Origin of the sequence: Pseudomonas sp. zfem003, assembly GCF_032621675.1 — a bacterium.
GTDB lineage: Bacteria > Pseudomonadota > Gammaproteobacteria > Pseudomonadales > Pseudomonadaceae > Metapseudomonas > Metapseudomonas otitidis.
Window position 1 is genome coordinate 79,236 of record NZ_JAVYJG010000014.1, and the last position, 23,952, is coordinate 103,187.

Sequence of the window (23,952 nt, forward strand, 5' to 3'; positions counted from 1 at the left end):
CCAGGTCGTTTTCAACGACGCCCCGCCGACGCGCAGCCGATCAGTTGGTGACGTACTTGGCGCTCACGTAGGGGGCGTAGTCCGGCAGCACCGCATCGACCTTGCCCTGCTCCTTGAGGAAGGTGGCGGTCTGGTTGATGGCCTGGGTGGTCGGCGCGCCGAGGGCGGTGACCTGGTCGGCGGCCAGCGGGAAGACGTTGCCCTGCAGCAGCAGCGGGATGTCTTCGGCCTTGGCGCCGGAGAGCTTCACCACCTTGTCGATGTTGGCCTTGTCGGCCAGCCAGGCTTGCGGGTCCTTGCGGTAGTCGGCGTAGGCGTCGAGGGTCACCTTGGCGAAGGCGCGGACCGCCTCGGGGTGCTTCTCGGCGAAGTCCTTGCGCACGATCCAGGCGTCGAAGGTCGGGGCGCCGAGCGTGCCCAGCTCACCGGAGCTGATCAGCACCTTGCCGTTGGCCTTGGCCACGCCGAGCGCCGGGTCCCAGACGTAGGTGGCGTCGATGTCGCCGCGCTGCCAGGCGGCGATGATGGCCGGCGGCGCGAGGTTGAGGATGGTCACCTTGCTCGGGTCGATCTTCCAGTGCTTGAGGGCGGCCAGCAGGCTGTAGTGGCCGGTGGAGACGAAGGGCACGGCGATCTTCTTGCCGACCAGGTCCTCGGGCTTGGTGATGCCGGCGCCGTTGCGGGCGACCAGGGCCTCGGCGTCGCCGATCTGGGTGGCGATGAGGAAGGTCTGGATCGGCAGCTGGCGGGTGGCGGCCGCCGCCAGGGGGCTGGAGCCGACGTAGCCGATCTGCACGTCACCGGAGGCGACGGCGGTGATGACTTCGGCGCCGCTGTCGAACTTGCGCCAGTCGATCTTGGCGTTGCTGGCCTTTTCATAGGCGCCGTCGGCCTGGGCGACTTTCGCCGGGTCCACGGTGGTCTGGTAGGCGACGGTGAAGTCGGCAGCGTGGGCGCTCAGGGCCAGACCGCCGACGGTCAGGGCCGCCAGCAGGCGGCGGGCGAAGGGGGAACGATTCATGGTGGTGCTCCTCACGGGCGGCTGGCCGGCGCGAGGCCGGGCCACGGGACTGGAATAGGGGGGTGGTGCTGGGAGTCCGGTGGTCCGGTGAAGCGAAATCTAAATGATCTAAAAACAGCTCAATAAATACTATTTGGTTATTAGTTTATGAGCGGCGGTGAGGGTGCCGACGCCTTTGCAGGCCAGGAGAGGCGTGGGACTGCGAATTCCGTCCGCTGCCGAGTCATTGGGGATGGCGCCAGGCGACCAAAGTCGGTAATTTGCGCGCCCTTTCGAGTAACTGATGTGGCCCGTCCAAGGGCAGCTCCCCGCCAGAGGGAGGCTATCAGGCGTTTTATTCGATTTAGTTACAACAACGTGACGATAAATTCTTTTTAAGAATTAAATCCCTTGTCCTAGATTGGCCGCCACCTGAGGCAGGCCCACTGCAAGGGGCGCTACGGGGATTTTCTGACCCACGGGTCATTCCACTTCGCTAGTCGTCTGTACATAGCGGTGTGCACGTCACCGACCAGAACAACCTAGAAACACGCACCACTGGAGCATTGCATGAACAAATCTACCCTGGCCCTGGCCATCGCTGGCGGCCTGCTGGCCCAACAGGCCGTTGCAGGCGGTTTCATCGAAGACAGCAAGGCCACCCTCGGCCTGCGCAACTTCTACATCAACCAGGACAATCGTCAGTTCAATAACGCTCCGTCCAAGCAGGAAGAGTGGGGCCAGGGCTTCATCCTCAACTACACCTCCGGCTACACCGAAGGCACCGTGGGCTTCGGCGTTGACGCCCTGGGCCTGCTGGGTGTGCGCCTGGACTCCGGCAAGGGCACCCACTACAACAACGGCAGCAATGCCTATGGCGGCCTGGTGTTCCCGAGCGAAAGCAATGGCCGCGCTGTGGATAACTTCAGCAGCCTGGGCCTGACCGGCAAGGTCCGCTTCTCCAAGACCGAAGCGCGCATCGGTACCCTGCAACCGAAGCTGCCGGTGGTGACCTTCAACGACGGTCGCCTGCTGCCGCAGACCTTCGAAGGTGGCCAGGTCACCTCCAACGAGATCGACGGCCTGACCCTGACCGGTGGCCAGCTCGAGCACGCCAAGGGCCGTAACTCCAGCGACGCCCGTGGCCTGTCCATCGGTGGTGCCAACAGCTCCAGCAACTACCGGAACGGCCAGTTCAGCAACAAGTTCTACTTCGCCGGTGGCGACTACAAGGTCACCAAGGACCTCACCGCGCAGTACTACTACGGCAACCTGGAAGACTTCTACAAGCAGCACTTCCTGGGCCTGACCCACAACCTGCCGATCGGCCCGGGCAGCCTGAAGTCCGACCTGCGTTACTTCTACAACACCTCCGACGGCAAGAACTCCAGCGCCGCCGGCCGTGCCGATGGCTACGTGGCTTCGGGCTACTACGGCGGCAACCGCACCACCGGTGAAGTGGACAACCGCACCTGGAGCGCCATGTTCACCTACACCCTGGGCAGCCACGCCGCCAGCCTGGGCTACCAGCAGCTCTCCGGCGACAGCGCCTTCCCGTTCCTGAACCAGGGCGACGGTGCCACCGCCTACCTGATCACCGACCGTCAGATCGGCAAGTTCCTCAGCGCCGGCGAGCGCACCTGGGTGGCCGAGTACGGTTACGACTTCACCAAGGTCGGCGTACCGGGCCTGAAGGCCGTCGGCACCTACCTGAAGGGCTACAACATCGACACCGCCAACGGTGGCCAGGGCGAGTGGGAGCGTGACTTCCGCCTGGACTACACCCTGCAGGACGGCCCGCTGAAAGGCCTGGGCATCTCCTGGCGTAACGCTGCCCTGCGCAGCGACGTGACCCGCGACCAGGACGAGAACCGCCTGATCCTGAGCTACACCCTGACCCTGCTGTAAGCGGCGTCATCGAGCCCCGCTTCCGCCCCTGGCGGAGGCGGGGCTTTTTTGTGCCTGGGATTCGGGGGAGGGCAGGGCGTTGGCCTGCTGGGAGGGCGTTCGCCTGGCGTGCGGTGCGGCGTCCCAACCGGTCCACGACGCCAGGCAAGGCGGTCGTCCGGGGCACGGATTTGGCGAGCAGCGCGCGCCCCTGTGGGGAGGAAAGTGAGCCGATCCATATAGCTCTTAAAGTTATAAATAAATTGTCATTTATTCTTTTTAATTTTCAAAAACCTTGCGCATAGTGAGCTCCACGGAACGCCACCCCACGACAGAGGAGCCACACCATGACCATCCGACTCGGCGACATCGCCCCCGACTTCGAACAGGATTCCAGCGAAGGCCGCATCCGCTTCCATGAGTGGCTCGGTGGCAACTGGGGCATCCTTTTCTCCCACCCGGCGGACTTCACCCCGGTGTGCACCACCGAGCTGGGCCTGACCGCCAAGCTCAAGGACGAATTCGCCGCCCGCGGCGTCAAGGCCATCGCCCTGTCGGTGGACCCGGTGGACTCCCACATCCGCTGGATCGATGACATCAACGAGACCCAGAACACCGTGGTCAACTTCCCGATCATCGCCGACGCCGACCGCAAGGTGTCCGACCTCTACGACCTGATCCACCCCAACGCCAACGACACCCTCACCGTGCGTTCGCTGTTCATCATCGACCCGAACAAGAAGGTGCGTCTGATCATCACCTACCCGGCCAGCACCGGCCGCAACTTCAACGAGATCCTGCGGGTGATCGACTCCCTGCAGCTGACCGACAACCACAAGGTCGCCACCCCGGCCAACTGGCAGGACGGCGACGACGTGGTGATCGTCCCCTCGCTCAAGGACGAGGACGAGATCAAGCAGCGCTTCCCCCGCGGCTACAAGGCCGTACGCCCCTACCTGCGCCTGACCCCGCAGCCCAACCGCTGAGCCAGGAGGCACGACCATGGTGGTGGTGACCCTATCCGGCAGTCCCAGCCCGAGTTCCCGCTCCGCCGCCCTGGTGGCGCGTGCGCGGCACTGGCTGGAGCGGCACGGGGTCGAGGTGACGGGGTTCGCCGTGCGCGACTTCCCCGCCGAGGACCTGCTGCACGCGCGCTTCGACAGCCCCCGCGTGCAGCACCTGATCGAACAGGTCGGCCAGGCCGACGGCCTGCTGGTGGCCACGCCGGTCTACAAGGCGTCGTTCGCCGGCGCCCTGAAGACCCTGCTGGACCTGCTGCCCGAGCGGGCCCTGGCCGGCAAGGTGGTGCTGCCCATCGCCACCGGCGGCAGCAAGGCCCACATGCTGGCGGTGGACTACGCCCTGCGTCCGGTCCTGGCGGCCCTCAAGGCCGAGGACGTGCAGCACGGCGTGTTCGCCGACGACGGCCAGGTGGCGTTCGAGAATGGCGGGGTGCAACTGGCCCCGTCCCTGGAACAGCGCCTGGACGAAGCCCTTGAACGGTTCCACCAGGCCCTGGCCCGCCAGCCGCGCCCGCTGGACCCGAACGCCCTGCGCCACGCGCGCTGGAGCGTCTGACACGAACAACCCGCTCCCTGTGGAGCAACCGAACCGGCCTTACTCTCCCGCCAACGAGGCGAGCAGGCGCACACAAGCACGAGCGAAGTACGAGGAGAGCGCCATGCGCACCATCACTTTGCGTCGGAGCCTGGCTGCGCTGTTCACCGCGGCCCTGGCATTCGGCGCCATCACCCAGGCACAGGCCGAGACCCTGCGGATCGGCTACCAGAAGTACGGCACCCTGGTGCTGCTCAAGGCCAAGGGCTCCCTGGAGAAGCGCCTGGCCGCCCAGGGCATCGACGTCAAATGGACCGAGTTCCCCGGCGGCCCGCAGCTGCTGGAAGGCCTCAACGTCGGCTCCATCGACTTCGGCGTCACCGGCGAGACCCCGCCGGTGTTCGCCCAGGCTGCCGGTGCCGACCTGCTCTACGTCGCCTCCGAACCGCCGGCGCCCACCAGCGAGGCGATCCTCGTGCCCAAGGGCTCGGCGATCCAGTCGGTGAAGGACCTGGCCGGCAAGAAGGTCGCCCTGAACAAGGGCTCCAACGTGCACTACCTGCTGGTCCGTGCCCTCGAAGAAGCCGGCCTGAAGTACAGCGACATCCAGCCCGTGTACCTGCCCCCGGCCGATGCCCGCGCCGCCTTCGAGCGTGGCAGCGTCGACGCCTGGGTGATCTGGGACCCCTTCCAGGCCGCCGCCGAGCAGCAGCTGCAGGCGCGCACCCTGCGCAACGGCAGCCAGCTTGTGGATAACCACCAGTTCTACCTGGCCACCCGTGACTACGCGACCCAGCACCCGCAGGTGATCAGCGCCCTGGTGGAGGAAGTCCGCGCCGTGGGCGAGGACTCCAAGGCTGACCCGGACAAGGTGACCGAGCAGGTCGCACCGCTGCTCGGCCTGCCCAGGGACATCACCGCCATCGCGGTGAAGCGCCAGGGCTACGGCGCCCAGTTCCTCAGCCCCGAGGTGGTCACGGCGCAGCAGAAGATCGCCGACACCTTCACCGACCTGAAGTTGATCCCGAAAAAACTCAGCATCAAGGACGTGATCTGGACGCCGCCCGCCAAGGTCGCCCAGCAACCCTGACCCACGCCTGGCCCCGCGCCCGGACGGCGCGGGGAAGGCCCGGCTACCGCACACGAACCATCATCGCGCGGCTACGCCACGCCGGCGCGCTCACCCTGGAGTTATTGCGATGAGTCTCAACCTCTTCTGGTTCCTGCCGACCCACGGCGACGGCCACTACCTCGGCACATCCGAGGGCGCCCGTGCCGTCGACCACGGCTACCTGCAGCAGATCGCCCAGGCGGCCGACCGCCTCGGTTTCGGCGGCGTGCTGATCCCCACCGGCCGTTCCTGCGAGGACTCCTGGCTGGTCGCCGCTTCGCTGATCCCGGTGACCCAGCGCCTGAAGTTCCTCGTGGCCCTGCGCCCGGGGATCATTTCGCCCACCGTCGCCGCGCGCCAGGCTGCCACCCTCGACCGCCTCTCCGGTGGCCGGGCCCTGTTCAACCTGGTGACCGGGGGCGACCCGGACGAGCTGGCCGGCGATGGCCTGCACCTGAACCATGAGGAGCGTTACGAGGCGTCCGTCGAATTCACCCGCATCTGGCGCCGCGTGCTGGAGGGCGAGACCGTCGACTACGACGGCAAGCACATCCAGGTGAAGGGCGCCAAGCTGTTCTACCCGCCGCTGCAGCAACCGCGTCCGCCGCTGTACTTCGGAGGTTCCTCCGAGGCCGCCCAGGACCTGGCCGCCGAGCAGGTGGAGCTGTACCTGACCTGGGGCGAGCCACCGGCCGCCGTGAAGGAGAAGATCGAACAGGTGCGCGCGAAAGCCGCCAAGCTCGGCCGCAGCGTGCGCTTCGGCATCCGCCTGCACGTCATCGTGCGCGAAACCAACGAAGAAGCCTGGGCTGCCGCCGACCGCCTGATCGCCCACCTCGACGACGCCACCATCGCCAAGGCCCAGGCGGCCTTCGCCCGCTTCGATTCCGTCGGCCAGCAACGCATGGCCGCCCTGCACAACGGCAAGCGCGACCAGCTGGAAGTCAGCCCCAACCTCTGGGCCGGCGTCGGCCTGGTGCGTGGTGGTGCCGGTACCGCACTGGTGGGCGATGGCCCCACCGTGGCCGCACGGGTCAAGGAATACGCCGACCTCGGCATCGATACCTTCATTTTCTCCGGCTACCCGCACCTGGAAGAGTCCTACCGCGTGGCGGAACTGCTGTTCCCCCACCTGGACGTGGCGCGCCCGCAGGCGAGCGATGGCCTGGCCTTCGTCAGCCCCTTCGGCGAGATGGTGGCCAACGAGGCGCTGCCCGAGCGTCGCCTCAAGGTCTCGCAGAGCTGAGGGTGCCGAGATGAACGTCCAATCAATCCTCCAGCGCCTCGCGCCCTGGGCCTTGCCGGTGGCGTTGCTGGTCGCCTGGCAGGTCGCCGTCGAGACCGGCCTGCTTTCCACCCGCATCCTCCCGGCACCCAGTGCCGTGGTGACCGCCGGCTGGCACCTGGTGGCCAGCGGTGATATCTGGACCCACCTGGCCATCAGCGGCTGGCGCGCCGGCATCGGCTTCGTCATCGGCGGCAGCATCGGCCTGCTGCTGGGCTTCATCACCGGGCTCTCCGCCTGGGGCGAGCGGCTGCTGGACAGCTCGGTGCAGATGATCCGCAACGTGCCGCACCTGGCGCTGATCCCGCTGGTGATCCTGTGGTTCGGCATCGATGAGTCGGCGAAGATCTTCCTCGTCGCCCTCGGCACCCTGTTCCCCATCTACCTCAACACCTACCACGGCATCCGCAACGTCGACCCGGCGCTGGTGGAGATGGCGCGCAGCTACGGCCTCTCCGGCTTCGGCCTGTTCCGCCAGGTGATCCTGCCTGGCGCGCTGCCCTCGATCCTGGTGGGGGTGCGCTTCGCCCTCGGCTTCATGTGGCTGACGCTGATCGTCGCCGAGACCATCTCCGCCAATGCCGGCATCGGCTACCTGGCGATGAACGCCCGGGAGTTCCTGCAGACCGACGTGGTGGTGCTGGCGATCGTGCTCTATGCCGTCCTCGGCAAGCTGGCCGACCTCGCCGCCCGTGGCCTGGAGCGCGCCTGGTTGCGCTGGCACCCGGCCTACCAGCCCAAGGGAGGTGCGGCATGAATGCGTTGTCCACGCCGCAGCACCTCAAGCGCGGCATTCCCCTGGCGGTGCAGGGCATCGGCAAATCCTTCGGTGAGCGGGAGGTGCTCAAGGGCATCGACCTGCGCATCCCCGCCGGCCAGTTCGTCGCCGTGGTCGGCCGCAGCGGCTGCGGCAAGAGCACCCTGCTGCGCCTGCTGGCCGGCCTCGACCAGCCCAGCTGGGGCGAACTGCTGGCCGGTTCGGCCCCCCTGGCCGAGGCCCGCGAGGACACCCGGCTGATGTTCCAGGACGCGCGCCTGCTGCCCTGGAAACGAGTGATCGGCAACGTCGGCCTGGGCCTCTCCGGCGACTGGCGGCCCAAGGCCCTGGACGCCCTGGAGGCGGTGGGCCTGGCCGACCGCGCCCGGGAATGGCCGGCGGCGCTGTCCGGTGGCCAGAAGCAGCGCGTGGCCCTGGCCCGTGCGCTGATCCACCAGCCGCGCCTGCTGCTGCTGGACGAACCGCTGGGCGCGCTGGACGCGCTGACCCGCATCGAGATGCAGCAACTGATCGAGCGGCTCTGGCAGCAACACGGCTTCACCGTGCTGCTGGTGACCCACGACGTGAACGAGGCGGTGGCCATCGCCGACCGGGTGATCCTGATCGAGGACGGCGCCATCGGCCTCGACCTCACGGTCGACCTGCCCCGGCCGCGTACCCGTGGCTCGGCCCGGCTGGCGGCGCTGGAGGCCCAGGTCCTCGAACGCGTGCTGTCGCAGCCGGCGCCGCCGCCGGAACCCGAACCTGTTTCACCCCTGCCCACGCAGTTGCGCTGGGCACTCTGATCTTCATCCCACGACCCCGAGCAAAGGAAAAACGCCATGACCATCAAAGCCATCAACGTCCGCAACCAGTTCAAGGGCACCATCAAGGAAATCATCGAAGGCCCGGTGCTGTCGGAGATCGACGTACAGACCGCCGCCGGCATCGTCACCTCGGTGATCACCACCCGCTCCGTGCGCGAGCTGGAGCTGGGCATCGGCTCCGAGGTGATCGCCTTCGTGAAGTCCACCGAGGTGTCCATCGCCAAGCTGTGAGGCAGCGGGGTGTGATCGTGGGGGGAAGCGGGGATCGCTGCGCGATCCTTCGCGAATGAATTCGTTCCCACATGACCGTGCCTTGTACCGACATGAAGAGCCCCCGCGTTTGCGGGGGCTCGTTCGTTGGGGACCGCTGCTCGGTCATTGGGAGAATGAATTCGCCCCTACAGGCCGATCCGCGTGGTAACGCATTCGTGATGACGCACGGTGCGCCCCCGGGGTGTAGGGGATTGCCCGACGAAACCGCTCCCACAGGAAAGTGCCTTGTGCCGGAATGAAAAAGCCCCGCGTTCGCGGGGCTTCGTTTATCCAGCGGTGGCTCAGCGCTTCTGCGGTGCCGGCTGCTGCTGGGTGATGCAGTGGATGTTGCCGCCGCCGAGGAGGATCTCGCGGCCGGGCACCATCACCACGTCGTGCTGCGGGAACAGGCGCTTGAGGATGGCTTCGGCCTCGGCGTCTTTCGGGTCGTCGAACTTCGGCGCGACGATGCCGCCGTTGACGATCAGGAAGTTGACGTAGGAGCCCGCCAGGCGGATCGACGGGTCGCGCTCCTGGGTGCCTTCCACCAGGTCGACGCCGGCGCATTCTTCCTCGGTGGCGTGGATCGGGCCGGGGATCGGCATCTTGTGCACCACCAGCTGGCGGCCCTTGGCGTCGCGTGCCTGCTCCAGCACCTTCATCGCGGCCTGGCAGCGCGGGTAGTTGGGGTTGGCCGGGTCGTCGGTCCAGGCCAGCAGCACTTCGCCCGGGCGCACGTAGCAGCAGAAGTTATCCACATGGCCGTCGGTCTCGTCGTTGTAGAGGCCATCCGGCAGCCAGATGATGGTGTCCACCGCCAGGTGGTCGCGCAGCACCGCTTCGATCTCCTCGCGGTTCAGGTGCGGGTTGCGGTTGCGGTTGAGCAGGCATTCCTCGGTGGTGATCAGGGTGCCTTCGCCATCGACGTGGATGGAGCCGCCTTCCAGCACGAAGCCTTCGGTGCGGTAGCGGGCGCAGCCTTCGATCTCAAGGATCTTGCGGGCCACCTGGTCGTCACGCTGCCAGGGGAAGTAGAGGCCGCCGTCGAAGCCGCCCCAGGCGTTGAACGCCCAGTCCACGCCGCGCACTTCGCCCTGGTCGTCGATGACGAAGGTGGGGCCGGTGTCCCGCACCCAGGCGTCATCGGTGGTGATCTCCACCACGCGGATGTTGGCGTCGTCCAGGCGCGCGCGGGCGTTCTCGTACTGGGCGGCGGAGGCGCACACGGTCACCGGCTCGAAGCGGGCGATGGCCTTGGCCACGGCGGTGAAGGCGGCCTGGGCGGGCTTGCCGCCGAGGCGCCAGTTGTCCGGGCGCTCGGGCCAGACCATCCAGGTGCGGGTGTGGGGCGCCCACTCGGCGGGCATGTGGAAGCCATCGGCGCGGGGCGTGCGGATCGGGGTGCTCATGGGGCGGTCCTTGGTGGAGGGCGCAGGCCGTTGATGAGGCCGGCCTGCGGCGCCGGGTCGGTCATTCGGAGAGGGTTTCGCCGTCGAGGGTCGCGATCGGCCAGTACAGGTTAGGACGGCGGTCGCGGAACACGCCCCAGGCGGTACGTACCTTCTCCAGTTCGTCGAGGTCGAAGCGGTGGACAAGGATACCTTCTTCGACCTCGTCGAGTTCAGCCACCTTGCGGCCGAACTGATCGGCAATGAAGGAGGAGCCGTAGAAGGTGATGTCGTAGCCGTCCTGCTCTTCGCGGCCGATGCGGTTGGAGGCGATCAGCGGCATGACGTTGGCGCCGGCATGGCCCTGCTGCACGCGCTGCCAGTGGTCGCGGGAGGTGATGGTGGCGTCGTGGGGTTCGCTGCCGATGGCGGTGGGGTAGAACAGCAGTTCGGCGCCCATCAGCGCCATGCTGCGGGCGCACTCGGGGAACCACTGGTCCCAGCAGATGCCGACGCCGATGCGGGCGTAGGCGGTGTCCCAGACCTTGAAGCCGGTGTCGCCGGGGTTGAAGTAGTACTTCTCGTGGTAGCCGGGGCCGTCCGGGATGTGGCTCTTGCGGTAGACGCCGAGGTTGCTGCCGTCGGCGTCGAGGATGGCGATGCTGTTGAAGCGGGCACGGCCGGCGCGTTCGAAGAAGCTGATGGGCAGCACCACCTTGAGTTCGGCGGCGAGCCGGCTGAAGTGGGCGATGGCGGCGTTCTCCTCCACCGGGGTGGCCAGCTGGGCGTAGTCGGCGTTGGGCTTCTGGCAGAAGTAGGGCGTCTCGAACAGTTCCTGGATGAGGATGATCTGCGCGCCCTGGGCGGCGGCCTGGCGCACCAGCTTCTCGGCGTTGGCGATATTCGCGGCACGATCCCAGGAGCAGGCCATCTGGGTGGCGGCGACGGTAACGATGCGGGACATGGAACACCTCGTCGAACGGTTGCGGACCGGTGCCGGATATTCATCGGCATTCCGGGGGATTCCGTGCGATCGGTCGCGGTCCAGTCGCGCGGATGGTACCGTTATATTCGATAAAAATCCGTTTTTAAAGGGATTTTTAGCGTTCACTCAGCGTGAGGAGGCTTTTAGTTCGATAACTATCGGCTTTTCAGGCGTCCTGGATGACGTCGCGCTTGGGCAGGCAGTGCGGCAGGTAGAGCCCCAGGTAGGCGTCGAACACACGCATGCCTTCCTCGGCCAGGCGGGGGGTGATGTGGCCGTGTTGCTGCACGGAACGCGCGTAGACGCGGTCGCCCAGCTCCATGGCCAGGGAGAAGACGTTCAGGTCCTCGGGCAGGGCGGGCAGCGGGAAGTGGCGTTCGAACACGGCGTGCATCAGGTGGCCCAGCTCGATGTCCAGCTGGCGGTCGGCCTGGGTCACTTCGGTGAGCCCGTGCTGGGCGAGGATCAGCTGGCGGGCGGCGGCGTCGGCGTCGTAGATCGCCAGCATGCGCTCCTCGACGATCCGCGACAGGTCGCGCCAGCTGCCCAGTGCGGCGTGGTCCACCGGTTGCTGCAGGCTGGCGCGGAAGGCGGCGTGAACGTCGGCGGTCAGCGCTTCGAGGATCGCCGGGACGCTGGAGAAGAAGTGGTAGACGGAGGAGGGCGGCATCTCCGCCCGCTCGGCGACGCTGTAGATCGACAGGTTGGCCACGCCCTGTTCGGCGAGCAGGCCCCGGGCGGCGTCGAGGATGGCGGCGATGCGCAACTGGCTGCTGGCGCGGGGCTTGCGGGCGGTGGCAGGGCGGGACATCGGCGGCTCCTCGGCGGTGAGGCGCTATTGGACGCCAGCCGCCGGGGCCGGGGCAAGGGGCTCAGTCCGCCGGGGCGGGCTCGACTTTCAGCAGCACGCCGTCCTGGCCGACCACGCGGACGTGGCTGCCGGCCGGCAGGTCCGGGCCGACCACCAGCCACACCGAGTCGCCGGCTCGGATCTTGCCGCGCCCGCCCTCGATGGCCTGCAACAGGGTGAACTGCCGGCCCAGCAGCTCCTGGCCGCGGCGGTTCAGGCCCGGCTGGTCGGAGGCGCGCACGGCCACCTGCTGGCGCCGCCACCAGTAGGCGGCGGTGGCCACGGCGAGCAGGCCGAAGAGCACGAACTGCGCCTGCCAGGGCAGGTCCGGCACGAAGAACACCAGGGCACCGACCCCGGCGGCGGCCAGGCCGATCCACAGCAGGTAGCCGCCGGCGCCGAAGACTTCGAGGATCAGCAGCAGGGTGCCGAGGGCCAGCCAGTCCCAGAAGGCGAGGTTCTGCAGGTACGCCAGCATGCTCAGCCCTTCTTGTCGCCGAAGGTGGCCTTGACGATCTCGCCGATGCCGCCGACCGAGCCGATCACCTGGCTGGCTTCCAGCGGCATGAGGATCACCTTGCTGTTGTTGGCGCTGGCCAGGTTGCCGAGGGCTTCGACGTACTTCTGGGCGACGAAGTAGTTCACCGCCTGGACGTTGCCGGTGGCGATGGCGTTGGACACCACGCGGGTGGCCTCGGCTTCGGCGGCGGCGGCCCGTTCGCGGGCTTCGGCTTCGAGGAAGGCGGCGGCGCGCTGGCCTTCGGCGCGGAGGATCTCGGCCTGCTTCTGGCCTTCGGCGGTGAGGATGGCAGCGGAGCGGGAACCTTCCGCTTCGAGGATCTGCGCGCGCTTCAGGCGCTCGGCCTTCATCTGGCTGGCCATGGCTTCGACCAGGTCGTTGGGCGGGCTGATGTCCTTGATCTCGATGCGGGTGACCTTCACGCCCCAGGGGGCGGTGGCTTCATCCACGGTGTGCAGCAGGCGTTCGTTGATGGCGTCGCGCTGGCTGAGCATGGCGTCCAGCTCCATGGAGCCGAGCACGGTGCGGATGTTGGTCATCACCAGGTTGCGGATGGCGTGTTCGAGGTTGTTCACCTCGTAGGCGGCCTGGGCGGTGTTGACCACCTGGAAGAAGCACACGGCGTCGATCTGCACCATGGCGTTGTCGGCGCTGATGGCTTCCTGCGGGGGGATGTCCAGCACGCTTTCCATGACGTTGACCCGGCGGCCGATGCGGTCCACCACCGGGACGATGATGTTCAGGCCGGGCTTGAGGGTGGTGGTGTAGCGGCCGAAGCGCTCGACGGTCCACTCGAAGCCCTGGGGCACGATCTTGAACCCCATGAAGACGATGGCCACCGCGAGGGCGACGAAGAGGATGACGACGGTACTGATGCCCATGCTGTACTCCTTGGCAGTGTGTCGGGCGGGGCGTTGCACCCCGTGGTCCAGGTCGGTTGGCCCGGCACCTTTGCACAGCTCAGTGTGGCCTGCAAATACGCGGGGCGCCGCCGAGTCCCGTGGTTATTTCTGTTCGCTCTGGGGGGTGACGCGCAGCACTTCCTCCACCGTGGTCTGGCCGGCGGCGATCTTCTGCGCGCCGGACAGGCGCAGGCTGCGCATGCCGTCCTTGAAGGCCTGGCGGCGCAGGGCGACGAGGTCGGTGTCGGCGGTGATCAGGCTCTTCACGCCGTCGCTCAGCAGCATGATCTCGTAGACCCCGGCACGGCCGCGGTAGCCGGTGTCGCGGCACTCCAGGCAGCCCACGGCGCGGTGCGCGCCGGTGGGCAGCGGGGCGCTCCAGGGGCGGGTGAGGTTCTGCCAGTCCTCTTCCTCCAGCTCCATGGGCGCCTTGCAGTGCGGGCACAGGGTGCGCACCAGGCGCTGGGCCATGACCCCGAGCAGGGTGGCGCGCAGCAGGTAGTAGGGCACGCCCAGCTCCAGCAGGCGGGTGATGGCGCTGGGGGCGTCGTTGGTGTGCAGGGTGGAGAGCACCAGGTGGCCGGTGAGGGCGGCCTGGATGGCCATCTCGGCGGTCTCCAGGTCACGGATCTCGCCGACCATGATGATGTCCGGGTCCTGGCGCATCAGCGCGCGCACGCCGCTGGCGAAGCTGAGGTCGATGTTGTGCTGCACCTGCATCTGGTTGAAGGCGCCTTCGATCATCTCGATGGGGTCTTCGATGGTGCAGACGTTCACCTCGCTGGTGGCCAGCTGCTTGAGCGTGGTGTAGAGCGTGGTGGTCTTGCCCGAGCCGGTGGGGCCGGTGACCAGGATGATGCCGTTGGGCTGGTGGGTCATGCTCTGCCAGCGCTTCAGGTCGTCCTGGGAGAAGCCCAGCTGGTCGAAGCTCTTGAGCAGCACCTCGGGGTCGAAGATCCGCATCACCATCTTCTCGCCGAAGGCGGTGGGCAGGGTCGACAGGCGCAGCTCCACCTCGCCGCCGTCCGGGGTCTTGGTCTTGACCCGGCCGTCCTGGGGCTTGCGCTTCTCGGCCACGTTCATCCGCCCGAGGCTCTTCAGGCGGCTGACGATGGCCATCGTCACCTGGGGCGGGAACTGGTAGACGTTGTGCAGCACGCCGTCGATGCGGAAGCGCACGGTGCCCTGCTCGCGGCGCGGCTCGATGTGGATGTCGCTGGCGCGCTGCTGGTAGGCGTACTGGAACAGCCAGTCGACGATGTTGACGATGTGGGCGTCGTTGGCGTCCGGCTCCTGGTCGCTGGCGCCGAGCTTGAGCAGCTGCTCGAAGTTGCCCACGCCGCTGATCTTCTGGTCCACGGCGGTGGCGCCGCTGACCGACTTGGCCAGGCGGTAGAACTCGGTGGTGAAGCGCTGCAGGTCGGCGGGGTTGGCCACCACGCGCCGGATGGGGCGCTTGAGCACGTGGGTGAGGTTGCTCTCCCAGCTGTGCACGAAGGGCTGGGCGCTGGCGATGGTGACGCTCTCGCTGTCCACCGCCACGGCGAGGATCTTGTGGCGCTGGGCGAAGGCGTAGGACATCAGCGGGGTGACGGCGGCGACGTCGATCTTCAGCGGGTCGATGCGCAGGTAGGGCTGGCCGCAATAGTCGGCCAGCCACTGGGTGAGGGTCTCCAGCTCCAGCTTGCGGCCGGGGCGCTTGAGATCGTCCACCTGCTGGCTGGCGAGGAACTCCAGCGGGTGCTGCTGGTTGTTCACCGCGCTGCGGCGGATGGCCAGGCATTGCTCGGCGGTGTCCTGGGCGATCCGGCCCTGGTTCACCAGCTCCCGGAGCAGGTCATTGAGATCCAGCCAGCGATCCTGGGCGGCCGATGCGAAAGCCGACATGCGTTCTCCTTGGTCGTGCAGTCCCGACGGGAAAGCGTAGTCAATGCGCCTTCCCCGCAGGGTGCCAAGGATGCCCGAAACCACCCTCCCAGGGCCAAGCTGTTTGCGTGACCCGGTCGGCAGCCTGACCGATCAGCCAGTAACCTGCAGCTCCACGCCGAGGATGCCGACCTGGCTGCGCAGGCGCCGGGCGATGACCTCGGCGCGGTGCAGCGGCAGGTCGGTGAGGACCACGTCGATGCGCAGGTCGTCGTCCAGGTGGCGGGCCTCCACCCGCAGCGGCAGCACCTGCAACTGGGCGAAATGGCCGAGCAAGCGCAGCAGCAGGTCCGGCTCGGCGGCGGCGTGCACGGCGAAGCGCAGCGGGCGAGGGGCCTCGTGGGGCTTCCAGGGGTCGCTGCGCGTCCCTTCGGTGGACGGGGTTGCGGGCAGCGGCTGGCAGGCGGCGGATTCGCGTTCGAACATGGCGGGGGCTCCGGTTGGGATGGGCACAGTTTCCCAGCCGAAGCGGCAAAATATCTGCCTATATCGCGGGCTTATCCGGTTTTTTGCACATAGAATTTCCCCGTATTGCCTGATGAGGGGAAAAACATGCCTTTGGAACTGGACGCCTACGACCGCCGCATCCTCGACCTGTTGCAGGAAGACGCCGGGCTTTCCACCGCCGAGATCGCCGAGCGCGTCGGGTTGTCCCAGTCGCCGTGCTGGCGACGCATCCAGCGGCTCAAGGAGGAGGGGGTGATCCGTCGCCAGGTCACCCTGCTGGACCGGCGCAAGATCGGCCTCAACGCGCAGATCTTCGCCCAGGTGAAGCTCAACGCCCACGGCCGCTCCAACCTCACCGAATTCGCCGAGGCCATGCGCGGCTTCCCGGAAGTGCTGGAGTGCCATGTGCTGATGGGGGCGGTGGATTTCATGCTGCGCATCGTCACCCGGGACATCGAGGCCTATGAGCGCTTCTTCTTCGAGAAGCTGTCCATGGTGCCGGGCATCCAGGAGGTGAACTCCATCGTCGCCCTGTCGGAGATCAAGTCCACCACCTGCTTGCCGGTGGAGGGGTAGTGCTGGAACCTTCATGGGCACCCTTGTAGGGGCGACTTCAGTCGCCAAGCGGGCCGTAGGCCCGCCCCTTGAGGTCACGACGGGACCGCTGCGCGGCCCTTTCGCGAATGAATTCGCTCCTGCCGGGCGGGCCCACGGTGCACGGGACGGGACTGCTGCGCAGTCCTTGGGCGAATGAATTGGCTCTGTCTGCGTTAAGTGTTGCTAGAAGCTTTGAACCCAGCTGATTGCCGAGCTCTGATGATGTTTCTGGTTTCGCCCCCCCGGGCGAGTCCCTTTTTTCAATCGCCAAAAAAGGAACCAAAAACGCTTGCCCCATCATCCGGCCCCGGCTTCGCCGGGGTTCCCTCACTCCATCGCCGCTCTGGGGGCCGGCGCGATGGGCCATCCATGGCCTGGCGCGCCTCTCGCGGCATCCATGCCGCTCGTCCCCCGGCGCAACGACTGCGTTCGGCCTCCTGGAGGGGCGTTGGCGGCTGCTCCAACTTCTTCGTCCAGCGCATCGCCATGTGGTGCGCACGGGCTTTCGTAGGATGGGGCGGGCGGCGTTCCGCGAGCGAAGCGAAACCCATGCGGTGTCGGTGGCACGAACCCTTGGGCGCCCGGAAAGGGCCGTGCTTGAGCGCTTGCATTAAAGCCACAACAGCTAACGCAGACAGAGCCAATGAATTCGCCCCTACGGGAGCCGCCCATGAGCCGGCGTGCGGAGGGCGGACCGCGCTTCATCGGTCCACCTGGCGTGTAGCCCGGGCTACTGGACGGGTGATGCAAACCCCGCAGGCACAAAAAAGGCCGGCAGAGGCCGGCCTTTCTCGTTGTGCGGCGGGTCAGGCGTTGAGGCCGGTGGCCTCGTCGGCGCCGATGTGCACGTTCATGCACTGCACGGCGGCGCCGGCGGCGCCCTTGCCGAGGTTGTCCAGGCGGGCGACCAGGTTCAGGCGGTCGGCGGAGCCGAAGACGAAGAGGTCGACGCGGTTGGTGTCGTTGCAGCCCTGGACGTCGAAGAAGCCGCCGTCGAGGTTGCCGTCGTCACCGGCCGGCATCACCCGCACGAACTGCTCGCCGGCGTAGTGCTGGCGGTAGATCTCGGCGATCTCGGCGGCGCTGGCCTTGCGCGCCAGGCGCTCGGTGTAGAGCGGCACGGTCACGGCCAGGCCCTTGAGGAAGGGGCCGACGATGGGGTTGAACACCGGTGCCTGGGCCAGGCGGGCCTGGACGCGCATTTCCGGCAGGTGCTTGTGCTCCAGGCCCAGGGCGTAGGGGCGCGGGCTCATCAGCCTGGCGTCATTGCCGGCTTCGTACTGGGCGATCATGCCCTTGCCACCGCCGCTGTAGCCGGTGAGGGAGAAGGCCGAGAGCGGGTAGTCGGCGGGCAGCAGGCCGGCGTCGATCAGCGGGCGCACGGCGAGGATGAAGGCGCTGGCGTGGCAGCCGGGGACGGCGATGCGCTTGCAGGTGCGGATCTTCTCGCGCTGGCCGGCGGCCAGTTCCGGCAGGCCATAGGCCCAGCTGTCGTCGGTGCGGAAGGCGGTGCTGGCGTCGATGATGCAGGTGTTCGGGTTGGTCACCAGGGACACCGCCTCGCGGGAGGCGACGTCGGGCAGGCAGAGGAAGGCGACGTCGGCGGCGTTGAGGAAGCGCGCACGTTCGGCCGGGTCCTTGCGCTTGTCATCGGCGATGCGCAGCAGCTCCACGTCGGAACGGCCGGACAGGTAGTCGAGCAACCGGAGGCCGGTGGTGCCTTCCTGACCATCTACGAACACTTTGAAAACCATGGCGGACTCACTCGGTAAAGACGAAGGAACCCCAGCCGGGGCTGATGGGGCGTGCATTGTAACCAGGCCCGCAGGTCACGGCGATGGGCGTTCCTCGGTGGCCTTGCGGGCGGCGCCCGGGGGCGTCAGGCCCATGGAGACGTAGACGCTGGTGAGGGCGTCGACGCCCATGTCGGCGGGGCGCACCCAGTCCACCGGGACGTAGAGCAGCCCGCCGCCCACCGGGATCGGCGCGGTGGGCACGAGGATGGCGCAGTAGGCGCGGCCTTCCAGCTCGATGGGTTCGGAGCTGGGCTGCAGTGCCAGCACGGCGGCACCGTCGCCGCCGAAGAAGCACCACACCGGCTGCATGGTGGTGATGTCGGCGTTCTTGTCCTTGTCGAGCATGCCGACGAAGCGGTCGGCGACGTTGTAGACGTTGCCGATCAGCGGGGTGCGGCGCAGGGTCTGGTCGAACAGCCAGGCCAGCGGCCGGCGCAGGCCCAGCTGCACGGCGAGGCCCAGGGGGTAGAGGCTGCCCAGCAGCACCAGGGTGCCGACGAACCAGGCCAGGACCGGATTGCTGGCGAACGGCTGGCCGAGGGCGGCGAGCAGTTGGCCGATGAGGGTGGAGGGACCCACCAGGCGGTTCAGCAGGCTGACGATCCAGGCCAGCAGCGCCAGGGTCAGGACCAGCGGCAGCAAGGCCAGCAGGCCGGTGAACCAGGTGGTGATCAGGGAGCGGAGGCTGTGCTTGAACATGCGGGGGCTCCAGGCCCGCCACCCGGGGTGGCGGGCCGGCGGGTCACTTCAGCAGGTGTTTCCAGCCCTTCAGGGTCAGCAGGTGCTGGGCCTGGGCGCTGCGGGCTTCACGGCTGGCGTCGTCCAGGGGCTGGGCGGCCAGTTCGGCGAGCTTGCTCAGTTCGCCGAAGCAGCGGTCCACCTCGGGTACCTCCACCAGCACGCCACGTGCCAGGCGCAGCCAGACCAGCAGGCGCTCGATACGCGGCAGCTGCTCGGCCAGGTCTTCCGGCTGGCGGCGGTAGCGGTCCAGTTGCAGGGCGACGGCTTCCTCGGCCAAGAGGCGCGGAAGCCAGCGGCCGATGGCTGCCTGGCCCTGGCGCTCGCCGCGGGCGTTGCGGCCCTGGGTCCAGCTGCGGCCCAGCAGCCAGCGCGAGGCTTTCAGGGAGAACAGGCCCCAGCGGGTGCCGGCCAGTTCCTCGGCGAAGCGCGCCGGGGCGGCCTGGCGCACGCTTTCGTCGTCCTGGCCGGCGTTGACCACCGGGCGCCAGTCGCCGATCAGCGCATCCAGCGCCTGGCGCAGCTCATGGCTGGTGGGGCGCGGGGCGGCCTGGCCGAGGCTGCCCAGCAGGGCGCGCAGGTCGACCAGTTGCTGCAGCCAGTCGGCCAGCAGCTTCCAGTGGCCGTTGAAGCGGTACTGCTCGGCCAGGCGCTGGCTGTTGCCCAGCAGGGTCCAGCCGAGGGCGGGGATGGTGTCGTCCAGCGGCTGTTCGAAGGCGAGTTCGGGGGCGGGCAGGCTGACGCTGTAGCTCTGGGCGTCATACAGGCGGTAGCCGCGCTCGGCCTTGCTGATGTCGCAGGGCATCAGCGGCAGGTCGGCGGCCAGGGCCTCGGCCAGCTCCAGCAGGGCCTCGGGCTCGCCCTGGCGCAGCTCCAGCTCCAGCTCGCAGATTTCTTCCGCCTGGTCGCCGGCGATGACCTTGCCCAGGTCCAGGGCGGCTTCGATCACCACCTTGGCCTTGCCACGGCCCCAGGCCACTTCGGCGCGCTGGCGCACGAAGTCGGTGGTGAACAGCGGGGCCAGTGTCTTCTTGTCCAGCTCGGCAAGGCTGGCGGGCCAGCACTCGTCGCCGAGCTTTTTGGTGTCCAGCTTGGCCTTGGGCAGGTACCAGTCCCACTCGTTGCGCTCGGACAGCCCGGCCACGCTCTGGCCACGGGTCTTCAGGGTCTGGATGAACTGGTCGCCGTCGCGGCGCATGCGCAGCGCCACGCGGGCCTGGGCCAGGTCGCGGGCGGGGGTGTCGTAGTACTGGTTGAACAGTTCACGGGTCTCCCAGCCACCCTTGATGCGCTTCTTCAGCAGCGGGTGGTCGCGGAGGGCGTCGAGGGTCTCGCGGCTGGCGCGGAGCTTGATTTCGGTTTCTTTCTGCATGGCCGGACTTTCTGGTGCAGCGCGGGATGGCTGTCGAGGGCGTGAAGTCTACAGCAGCGCGGCGGGGCCTGCCGGGAGGTTTTGCCAGCGGTGGCGCCTTCCACGAGCCTGTCCACACTCGGCTGCGCGTCGGGCCTGCGGCGTTGAGAACCCGCTCGTGCGCGAGTCCGATCAAAATGCTCATTTACACAACGTAAACTGTGCTTTTTCGCCGTTTCTCGCCTTGCATGCCTCTAGCTCGCAAGCGCGTGAACAGGCTCTTATGATGGGGCGCTCGTCGGTGGAGAACCCCCATGCGCCTTCCAGACCTGAAGACCCAGTTCGCTGCGTTGATCGCCGCGCCCTCGGTCAGTTGCACCCAGCCCCATTGGGACCAGTCCAACCTGCCGGTCATCGAGCTGCTGGCCGCCTGGCTGGGCGAGCTGGGCTTCACCTGCGAGATCCAGACCGTGGCGCCGGGCAAGGCCAACCTGCTGGCCACCCTGGGCAGCGGCCCCGGCGGACTGGTGCTGGCCGGGCACAGCGACACCGTGCCCTTCGACGCGGCGCTGTGGAAAACCGACCCGCTCGCCCTCACCGAGGTGGGCGATCGCTGGTACGGCCTGGGCAGCTGCGACATGAAGGGCTTCTTCCCGCTGGTGATCGAAGCGGTGCGCGAGCTGGACGGGCAGGTGCCACGCCAGCCGCTGATCGTTCTCGCCACCTGCGACGAGGAAAGCTCCATGTCCGGCGCCCGCGCCCTGGCGGCGGCCGGTCGGCCCCTGGCGCGGGCGGCGGTGATCGGCGAGCCCACCGGGTTGAAGCCAATCCGCCTGCACAAGGGCGTGATGATGGAGCGCATCGACATCCTCGGGCAGAGCGGCCACTCCTCCGACCCGGCTTTGGGCCGCAACGCCCTGGAGGCCATGCACGAGGGCATCGGCGAGCTGCTGGCGCTGCGCCGCGAATGGCAGGCGCGCTTCCACAACCCGCTGTTCAACGTGGCGGGGCCGACCCTCAACCTGGGCTGCATCCACGGTGGCGACAACCCCAACCGCATCTGCGGCCAGTGCAGCCTGGAGTTCGACCTGCGGCCCCTGCCGGGCATGGAGCCCGAGGTGCTGCGCGAGGCCATCGGCCAGCGCCTGCGCCCGGTGGCCGAGCGCCACGGCGTGTCCCTGGACTACCGGCCGCTCTACCCGGCGGTGCCGCCGTTCGAGGAGCCGGCCGACAGCGAGCTGGTGCAACTCGCCGAACGTCTAACCGGGCATGCCGCAGAAGCGGTGGCCTTTGGCACCGAAGCACCGTATCTTCAGCACCTCGGCTGCCAGACCCTGGTGCTGGGCCCAGGCGACATCGCCTGCGCGCACCAGCCCGACGAGCACCTCGAACTGTCACGGATCGCACCTACGGTGGCGCTGTTGCGTCAGTTGATCCGCCATTACTGCATCACCCCAACCCAACCAGGGCACCTCTGAAACGTAGGCGAGGCCGTCAGCGCAAGGCAAAAACAGGCGAAAAAGCGCAGTTTACGTACGGTAAATGAGCATTTTGAGCCGGTTTTTAACGCCGCGATGACAACGCAGGTAGTTTCAGAAGTGCCCGCCAGATGACTCCCCAGGAGGGCTTCCGTTGATGTTGCTGCGACGACGATAAACGCAACGCCACCTGCTCCGTTTCCGGAGTAGCACCGTTCATTTCGCCCCCGTCACAGGCATTCGGAATCCCATGCACGACTACGTCAACTGGCTGCGCCATGCTTCGCCCTACATCAACGCCCACCGGGACTGCACCTTCGTGGTGATGCTGCCCGGCGAGGGGGTTGCCCACCCGAATTTCGGCAACATCGTCCACGACCTGGTGCTGCTGCACAGCCTGGGCGTGCGCCTGGTGCTGGTGCACGGTTCGCGCCCGCAGATCGAGGCGCGCCTGGCCGCGCGCGGGCTGACCCCGCACTTCCACCGCGACCTGCGCATCACCGACGGCCCCACCCTGGAATGCGTGATCGACGCCGTGGGCCAGCTGCGCATCGCCATCGAGGCGCGGCTGTCCATGGACATCGCCGCCTCGCCGATGCAGGGCTCGCGGCTGCGGGTCACCGGCGGCAACTTCGTCACCGCGCGGCCCATCGGCGTCGTCGACGGGGTCGACTACCACCACACCGGCGAGGTGCGCCGGGTCGACCGCAAGGGCATCGGCCGCCAGCTGGACGAGCGCTCCATCGTGCTGCTCTCGCCGTTGGGCTATTCCCCCACCGGGGAGATCTTCAACCTGGCCTGCGAGGACGTGGCGACCCGTGCCGCCATCGACCTGGGCGCGGACAAGCTGGTGCTGTTCGGCGCCGAACGCGGGCTGATCGACGAACACGGCCGGCTGGTACGCGAGCTGCGCCCGCAGCAGGTGCCGCAGCACCTGGCGCGGCTGGGCAACGGCTACCAGGCCGAGTTGCTGGACGCGGCGGCCCAGGCCTGCCGCAGCGGGGTCAAGCGCAGCCACCTGGTGAGCTATGCCGAGGACGGTTCGCTGCTCACCGAGCTGTTCACCCGTGACGGCGGCGGCACCCTGGTGGACCAGGAGCAGTTCGAGTCCCTGCGCGAGGCCACCATCGACGACGTGGGCGGGCTGATCGAGCTGATCACCCCGCTGGAGGAGCAGGGCATCCTGGTGCGTCGCTCGCGAGAAGTGCTGGAGCGGGAGATCGGCCAGTTCAGCATCGTCGAGCGCGACGGCCACATCATCGCCTGCGCGGCGCTCTACCCGATCGCCGAGTCCGAGGCGGGGGAGCTGGCGTGCCTGGCGGTGAACCCGGAGTACCGCCATGGCGGTCGCGGGGACGAGTTGCTGGAGCGCATCGAGGAGCGGGCCCGGGCCCTGGGCCTGAAGACCCTGTTCGTCCTCACCACCCGTACCGCCCACTGGTTCCGCGAGCGCGGCTTCCAGCCCAGCGGCGTGGAGCGCCTGCCGGCGGCGCGGGCCTCGCTGTACAACTACCAGCGCAACTCCAAGATCTTCGAGAAGGCGCTGTAACGACGCGGGCTGCGCACCTGGGGTGTGCAGCCCGGTGTGGGGCGGGGATCAGAAGCGGTCGCGGATCACGGCTTCGTCGAAGGCCAGCTTGCCGATGCGCGGCTTGGCTTCGACGGCTTGCTTGCCGACGGCGACCATCAGGCCGATGACGTGGTTCTCCGGCAGGTTGATCAGCTTGGCCACGGCGTCGAAGTCGAAACCGTCCATGGGGCAGCTGTCCAGGCCACGGCCGCGCGCGGCCAGCATCAGGGTCTGGGCCACCAGGCCGCAGCTGCGCATGGTTTCGTCACGCTGCACCTGGGGCTTGCCACGGTAGTAGTTGTCGATGGCGCCGGCCATGAATTCCTGCACCGGTTGCGGCGCGTCGGCCCAGACGCGGGCGGCGTCCTGTTCCCAGGCGTCGAGGCGGGCGCAGACCACCACCAGCATCGAGGCTTCGGTCACCTGGGCCTGGTTCCACGCCACTTCGCGGATCTGCTGGCGCAGGGCGGGGTCGCTGACTTCCACCAGGCGCACGTGCTGCAGGTTGAAGGCGGTGGGGGCGAGCAGGGCCAGCTCCAGCAGTTCGTCCTTCTCTTCGCGGCTCAGGCTGTGCTGGGTGTCGTAGCCCTTGATGGCGCGGCGGGTACGGATGGCTTCGTCGATGTGCATGGTCGGCTCCTGGTCAGGCGCAACGGTGGAAAGGGTGCGCCATCCTAAGCAGGCCGGTGAACGCCGACCAGTGAGGAATGGCGATAAAACACATCGAA

General features: G+C 67.8%; 23 protein-coding genes. 11 read left to right on the forward strand and 12 right to left on the reverse strand.

Annotated features, from left to right (window positions below):
* Positions 1–40 precede the first annotated feature (40 nt).
* Positions 41–1,021, reverse strand: a complete 981-nt coding sequence (gene tauA, locus RTK35_RS28615; RefSeq protein WP_316909569.1) for a taurine ABC transporter substrate-binding protein — start codon at positions 1,019–1,021, stop codon at positions 41–43.
* Positions 1,022–1,570: 549 nt separating this feature from the next.
* Here tauA and RTK35_RS28620 point away from each other — a divergent pair.
* The 8 genes from RTK35_RS28620 to RTK35_RS28655 all read left to right on the forward strand — a co-directional run bounded on the left by RTK35_RS28620 (position 1,571) and on the right by RTK35_RS28655 (position 8,655).
* Complete coding sequence (locus tag RTK35_RS28620; protein ID WP_074972333.1) at positions 1,571–2,908, forward strand: OprD family porin; 1,338 nt, start codon at positions 1,571–1,573, stop codon at positions 2,906–2,908.
* 326 nt (positions 2,909–3,234) lie between these two features.
* Positions 3,235–3,873, forward strand: a complete 639-nt coding sequence (locus RTK35_RS28625; protein WP_044413884.1) for a peroxiredoxin — start codon at positions 3,235–3,237, stop codon at positions 3,871–3,873.
* Between the two features lie 16 nt (positions 3,874–3,889).
* Positions 3,890–4,465 (forward strand): NADPH-dependent FMN reductase, encoded by a 576-nt coding sequence (gene ssuE, locus RTK35_RS28630; protein ID WP_279803253.1) that lies wholly within the window; start codon positions 3,890–3,892, stop codon positions 4,463–4,465.
* A 103-nt stretch (positions 4,466–4,568) separates the two neighbouring features.
* Positions 4,569–5,534 carry a sulfonate ABC transporter substrate-binding protein gene (locus tag RTK35_RS28635; RefSeq protein WP_316909570.1) on the forward strand — a complete coding sequence of 322 codons (966 nt, stop codon included), beginning with the start codon at positions 4,569–4,571 and terminating at the stop codon, positions 5,532–5,534.
* 109 nt (positions 5,535–5,643) lie between these two features.
* Positions 5,644–6,801, forward strand: coding sequence for an FMNH2-dependent alkanesulfonate monooxygenase (ssuD, locus tag RTK35_RS28640; protein ID WP_160481459.1), 1,158 nt, complete (start codon positions 5,644–5,646; stop codon positions 6,799–6,801).
* A 10-nt stretch (positions 6,802–6,811) separates the two neighbouring features.
* The gene (gene ssuC, locus RTK35_RS28645; protein WP_316909571.1) at positions 6,812–7,597 is read left to right on the forward strand and encodes an aliphatic sulfonate ABC transporter permease SsuC; all 786 of its coding nucleotides are present in this window, start codon (positions 6,812–6,814) and stop codon (positions 7,595–7,597) included.
* Positions 7,594–8,403, forward strand: a complete 810-nt coding sequence (gene ssuB, locus RTK35_RS28650; protein ID WP_316909572.1) for an aliphatic sulfonates ABC transporter ATP-binding protein — start codon at positions 7,594–7,596, stop codon at positions 8,401–8,403. Before ssuC ends, ssuB begins: the two co-directional genes overlap by 4 nt.
* Before the next feature lie 36 nt (positions 8,404–8,439).
* Entirely contained in the window at positions 8,440–8,655 is a 216-nt protein-coding gene (locus tag RTK35_RS28655) for a molybdopterin-binding protein (RefSeq protein WP_003455791.1), read from the forward strand.
* Between the two features lie 323 nt (positions 8,656–8,978).
* Here the strand turns inward: RTK35_RS28655 and aguA are convergent, their stop codons facing one another.
* The 7 genes from aguA to RTK35_RS28690 all read right to left on the reverse strand — a co-directional run bounded on the left by aguA (position 8,979) and on the right by RTK35_RS28690 (position 15,673).
* Positions 8,979–10,085, reverse strand: coding sequence for an agmatine deiminase (aguA, locus tag RTK35_RS28660; RefSeq protein WP_142013538.1), 1,107 nt, complete (start codon positions 10,083–10,085; stop codon positions 8,979–8,981).
* Between the two features lie 61 nt (positions 10,086–10,146).
* A complete protein-coding gene (gene aguB / locus RTK35_RS28665; protein ID WP_074972318.1) occupies positions 10,147–11,028 on the reverse strand; it encodes an N-carbamoylputrescine amidase in 882 nt (293 codons plus the stop codon).
* Between the two features lie 187 nt (positions 11,029–11,215).
* On the reverse strand, positions 11,216–11,860 hold the full coding sequence (locus tag RTK35_RS28670; protein WP_074972316.1) for a TetR/AcrR family transcriptional regulator: 645 nt from the start codon (positions 11,858–11,860) through the stop codon (positions 11,216–11,218).
* Positions 11,861–11,921: 61 nt separating this feature from the next.
* Positions 11,922–12,377, reverse strand: coding sequence for an NfeD family protein (locus RTK35_RS28675; RefSeq protein WP_044405257.1), 456 nt, complete (start codon positions 12,375–12,377; stop codon positions 11,922–11,924).
* Between the two features lie 2 nt (positions 12,378–12,379).
* Positions 12,380–13,300 carry an SPFH domain-containing protein gene (locus RTK35_RS28680; protein WP_044405260.1) on the reverse strand — a complete coding sequence of 307 codons (921 nt, stop codon included), beginning with the start codon at positions 13,298–13,300 and terminating at the stop codon, positions 12,380–12,382.
* 123 nt (positions 13,301–13,423) lie between these two features.
* Entirely contained in the window at positions 13,424–15,208 is a 1,785-nt protein-coding gene (locus RTK35_RS28685; protein WP_044405263.1) for a GspE/PulE family protein, read from the reverse strand.
* Positions 15,209–15,340: 132 nt separating this feature from the next.
* Complete coding sequence (locus RTK35_RS28690; RefSeq protein WP_142013545.1) at positions 15,341–15,673, reverse strand: hypothetical protein; 333 nt, start codon at positions 15,671–15,673, stop codon at positions 15,341–15,343.
* Positions 15,674–15,799: 126 nt separating this feature from the next.
* Between RTK35_RS28690 and RTK35_RS28695 the strand changes: the two genes are divergently transcribed.
* Positions 15,800–16,270, forward strand: coding sequence for an Lrp/AsnC family transcriptional regulator (locus tag RTK35_RS28695; protein ID WP_044405265.1), 471 nt, complete (start codon positions 15,800–15,802; stop codon positions 16,268–16,270).
* A gap of 827 nt (positions 16,271–17,097) precedes the next feature.
* On the opposite strand, the gene argC is transcribed toward RTK35_RS28695, so the two are convergent.
* The 3 genes from argC to RTK35_RS28710 all read right to left on the reverse strand — a co-directional run bounded on the left by argC (position 17,098) and on the right by RTK35_RS28710 (position 20,197).
* On the reverse strand, positions 17,098–18,045 hold the full coding sequence (argC, locus tag RTK35_RS28700) for an N-acetyl-gamma-glutamyl-phosphate reductase (protein ID WP_316909573.1): 948 nt from the start codon (positions 18,043–18,045) through the stop codon (positions 17,098–17,100).
* A 75-nt stretch (positions 18,046–18,120) separates the two neighbouring features.
* Complete coding sequence (locus RTK35_RS28705; RefSeq protein ID WP_142013550.1) at positions 18,121–18,786, reverse strand: DUF502 domain-containing protein; 666 nt, start codon at positions 18,784–18,786, stop codon at positions 18,121–18,123.
* Positions 18,787–18,829: 43 nt separating this feature from the next.
* Positions 18,830–20,197 (reverse strand): inorganic triphosphatase, encoded by a 1,368-nt coding sequence (locus RTK35_RS28710; RefSeq protein ID WP_182851274.1) that lies wholly within the window; start codon positions 20,195–20,197, stop codon positions 18,830–18,832.
* A gap of 293 nt (positions 20,198–20,490) precedes the next feature.
* On the opposite strand from RTK35_RS28710, the gene argE reads away from it, so the two are divergent.
* Both argE and argA read left to right on the forward strand, forming a co-directional pair.
* Positions 20,491–21,654, forward strand: coding sequence for an acetylornithine deacetylase (gene argE / locus RTK35_RS28715; protein WP_222900515.1), 1,164 nt, complete (start codon positions 20,491–20,493; stop codon positions 21,652–21,654).
* Between the two features lie 250 nt (positions 21,655–21,904).
* Positions 21,905–23,203 (forward strand): amino-acid N-acetyltransferase, encoded by a 1,299-nt coding sequence (gene argA / locus RTK35_RS28720; RefSeq protein ID WP_044405279.1) that lies wholly within the window; start codon positions 21,905–21,907, stop codon positions 23,201–23,203.
* 48 nt (positions 23,204–23,251) lie between these two features.
* Here argA and RTK35_RS28725 read toward each other — a convergent pair whose 3' ends face one another.
* On the reverse strand, positions 23,252–23,854 hold the full coding sequence (locus RTK35_RS28725; protein ID WP_316909574.1) for a nitroreductase family protein: 603 nt from the start codon (positions 23,852–23,854) through the stop codon (positions 23,252–23,254).
* Positions 23,855–23,952 lie beyond the last annotated feature (98 nt).

What these genes read in the sequence shown, in the direction of transcription:
- RTK35_RS28675 (WP_044405257.1), bottom strand. Translation starts at nt 12,377, where the DNA reads ATGCTGGCGTACCTGCAGAACCTCGCCTTCTGGGACTGGCTGGCCCTC.
- RTK35_RS28690 (WP_142013545.1), bottom strand. Translation starts at nt 15,673, where the DNA reads ATGTTCGAACGCGAATCCGCCGCCTGCCAGCCGCTGCCCGCAACCCCG.
- RTK35_RS28685 (WP_044405263.1), bottom strand. Translation starts at nt 15,208, where the DNA reads ATGTCGGCTTTCGCATCGGCCGCCCAGGATCGCTGGCTGGATCTCAAT.
- ssuC (WP_316909571.1), top strand. Translation starts at nt 6,812, where the DNA reads ATGAACGTCCAATCAATCCTCCAGCGCCTCGCGCCCTGGGCCTTGCCG.
- tauA (WP_316909569.1), bottom strand. Translation starts at nt 1,021, where the DNA reads ATGAATCGTTCCCCCTTCGCCCGCCGCCTGCTGGCGGCCCTGACCGTC.
- aguA (WP_142013538.1), bottom strand. Translation starts at nt 10,085, where the DNA reads ATGAGCACCCCGATCCGCACGCCCCGCGCCGATGGCTTCCACATGCCC.
- RTK35_RS28695 (WP_044405265.1), top strand. Translation starts at nt 15,800, where the DNA reads ATGCCTTTGGAACTGGACGCCTACGACCGCCGCATCCTCGACCTGTTG.
- ssuE (WP_279803253.1), top strand. Translation starts at nt 3,890, where the DNA reads ATGGTGGTGGTGACCCTATCCGGCAGTCCCAGCCCGAGTTCCCGCTCC.
- ssuD (WP_160481459.1), top strand. Translation starts at nt 5,644, where the DNA reads ATGAGTCTCAACCTCTTCTGGTTCCTGCCGACCCACGGCGACGGCCAC.
- argA (WP_044405279.1), top strand. Translation starts at nt 21,905, where the DNA reads ATGCACGACTACGTCAACTGGCTGCGCCATGCTTCGCCCTACATCAAC.
- RTK35_RS28670 (WP_074972316.1), bottom strand. Translation starts at nt 11,860, where the DNA reads ATGTCCCGCCCTGCCACCGCCCGCAAGCCCCGCGCCAGCAGCCAGTTG.
- RTK35_RS28655 (WP_003455791.1), top strand. Translation starts at nt 8,440, where the DNA reads ATGACCATCAAAGCCATCAACGTCCGCAACCAGTTCAAGGGCACCATC.
- RTK35_RS28620 (WP_074972333.1), top strand. Translation starts at nt 1,571, where the DNA reads ATGAACAAATCTACCCTGGCCCTGGCCATCGCTGGCGGCCTGCTGGCC.
- RTK35_RS28705 (WP_142013550.1), bottom strand. Translation starts at nt 18,786, where the DNA reads ATGTTCAAGCACAGCCTCCGCTCCCTGATCACCACCTGGTTCACCGGC.
- aguB (WP_074972318.1), bottom strand. Translation starts at nt 11,028, where the DNA reads ATGTCCCGCATCGTTACCGTCGCCGCCACCCAGATGGCCTGCTCCTGG.
- RTK35_RS28635 (WP_316909570.1), top strand. Translation starts at nt 4,569, where the DNA reads ATGCGCACCATCACTTTGCGTCGGAGCCTGGCTGCGCTGTTCACCGCG.
- RTK35_RS28725 (WP_316909574.1), bottom strand. Translation starts at nt 23,854, where the DNA reads ATGCACATCGACGAAGCCATCCGTACCCGCCGCGCCATCAAGGGCTAC.
- RTK35_RS28680 (WP_044405260.1), bottom strand. Translation starts at nt 13,300, where the DNA reads ATGGGCATCAGTACCGTCGTCATCCTCTTCGTCGCCCTCGCGGTGGCC.
- RTK35_RS28710 (WP_182851274.1), bottom strand. Translation starts at nt 20,197, where the DNA reads ATGCAGAAAGAAACCGAAATCAAGCTCCGCGCCAGCCGCGAGACCCTC.
- ssuB (WP_316909572.1), top strand. Translation starts at nt 7,594, where the DNA reads ATGAATGCGTTGTCCACGCCGCAGCACCTCAAGCGCGGCATTCCCCTG.
- argC (WP_316909573.1), bottom strand. Translation starts at nt 18,045, where the DNA reads ATGGTTTTCAAAGTGTTCGTAGATGGTCAGGAAGGCACCACCGGCCTC.
- argE (WP_222900515.1), top strand. Translation starts at nt 20,491, where the DNA reads ATGCGCCTTCCAGACCTGAAGACCCAGTTCGCTGCGTTGATCGCCGCG.
- RTK35_RS28625 (WP_044413884.1), top strand. Translation starts at nt 3,235, where the DNA reads ATGACCATCCGACTCGGCGACATCGCCCCCGACTTCGAACAGGATTCC.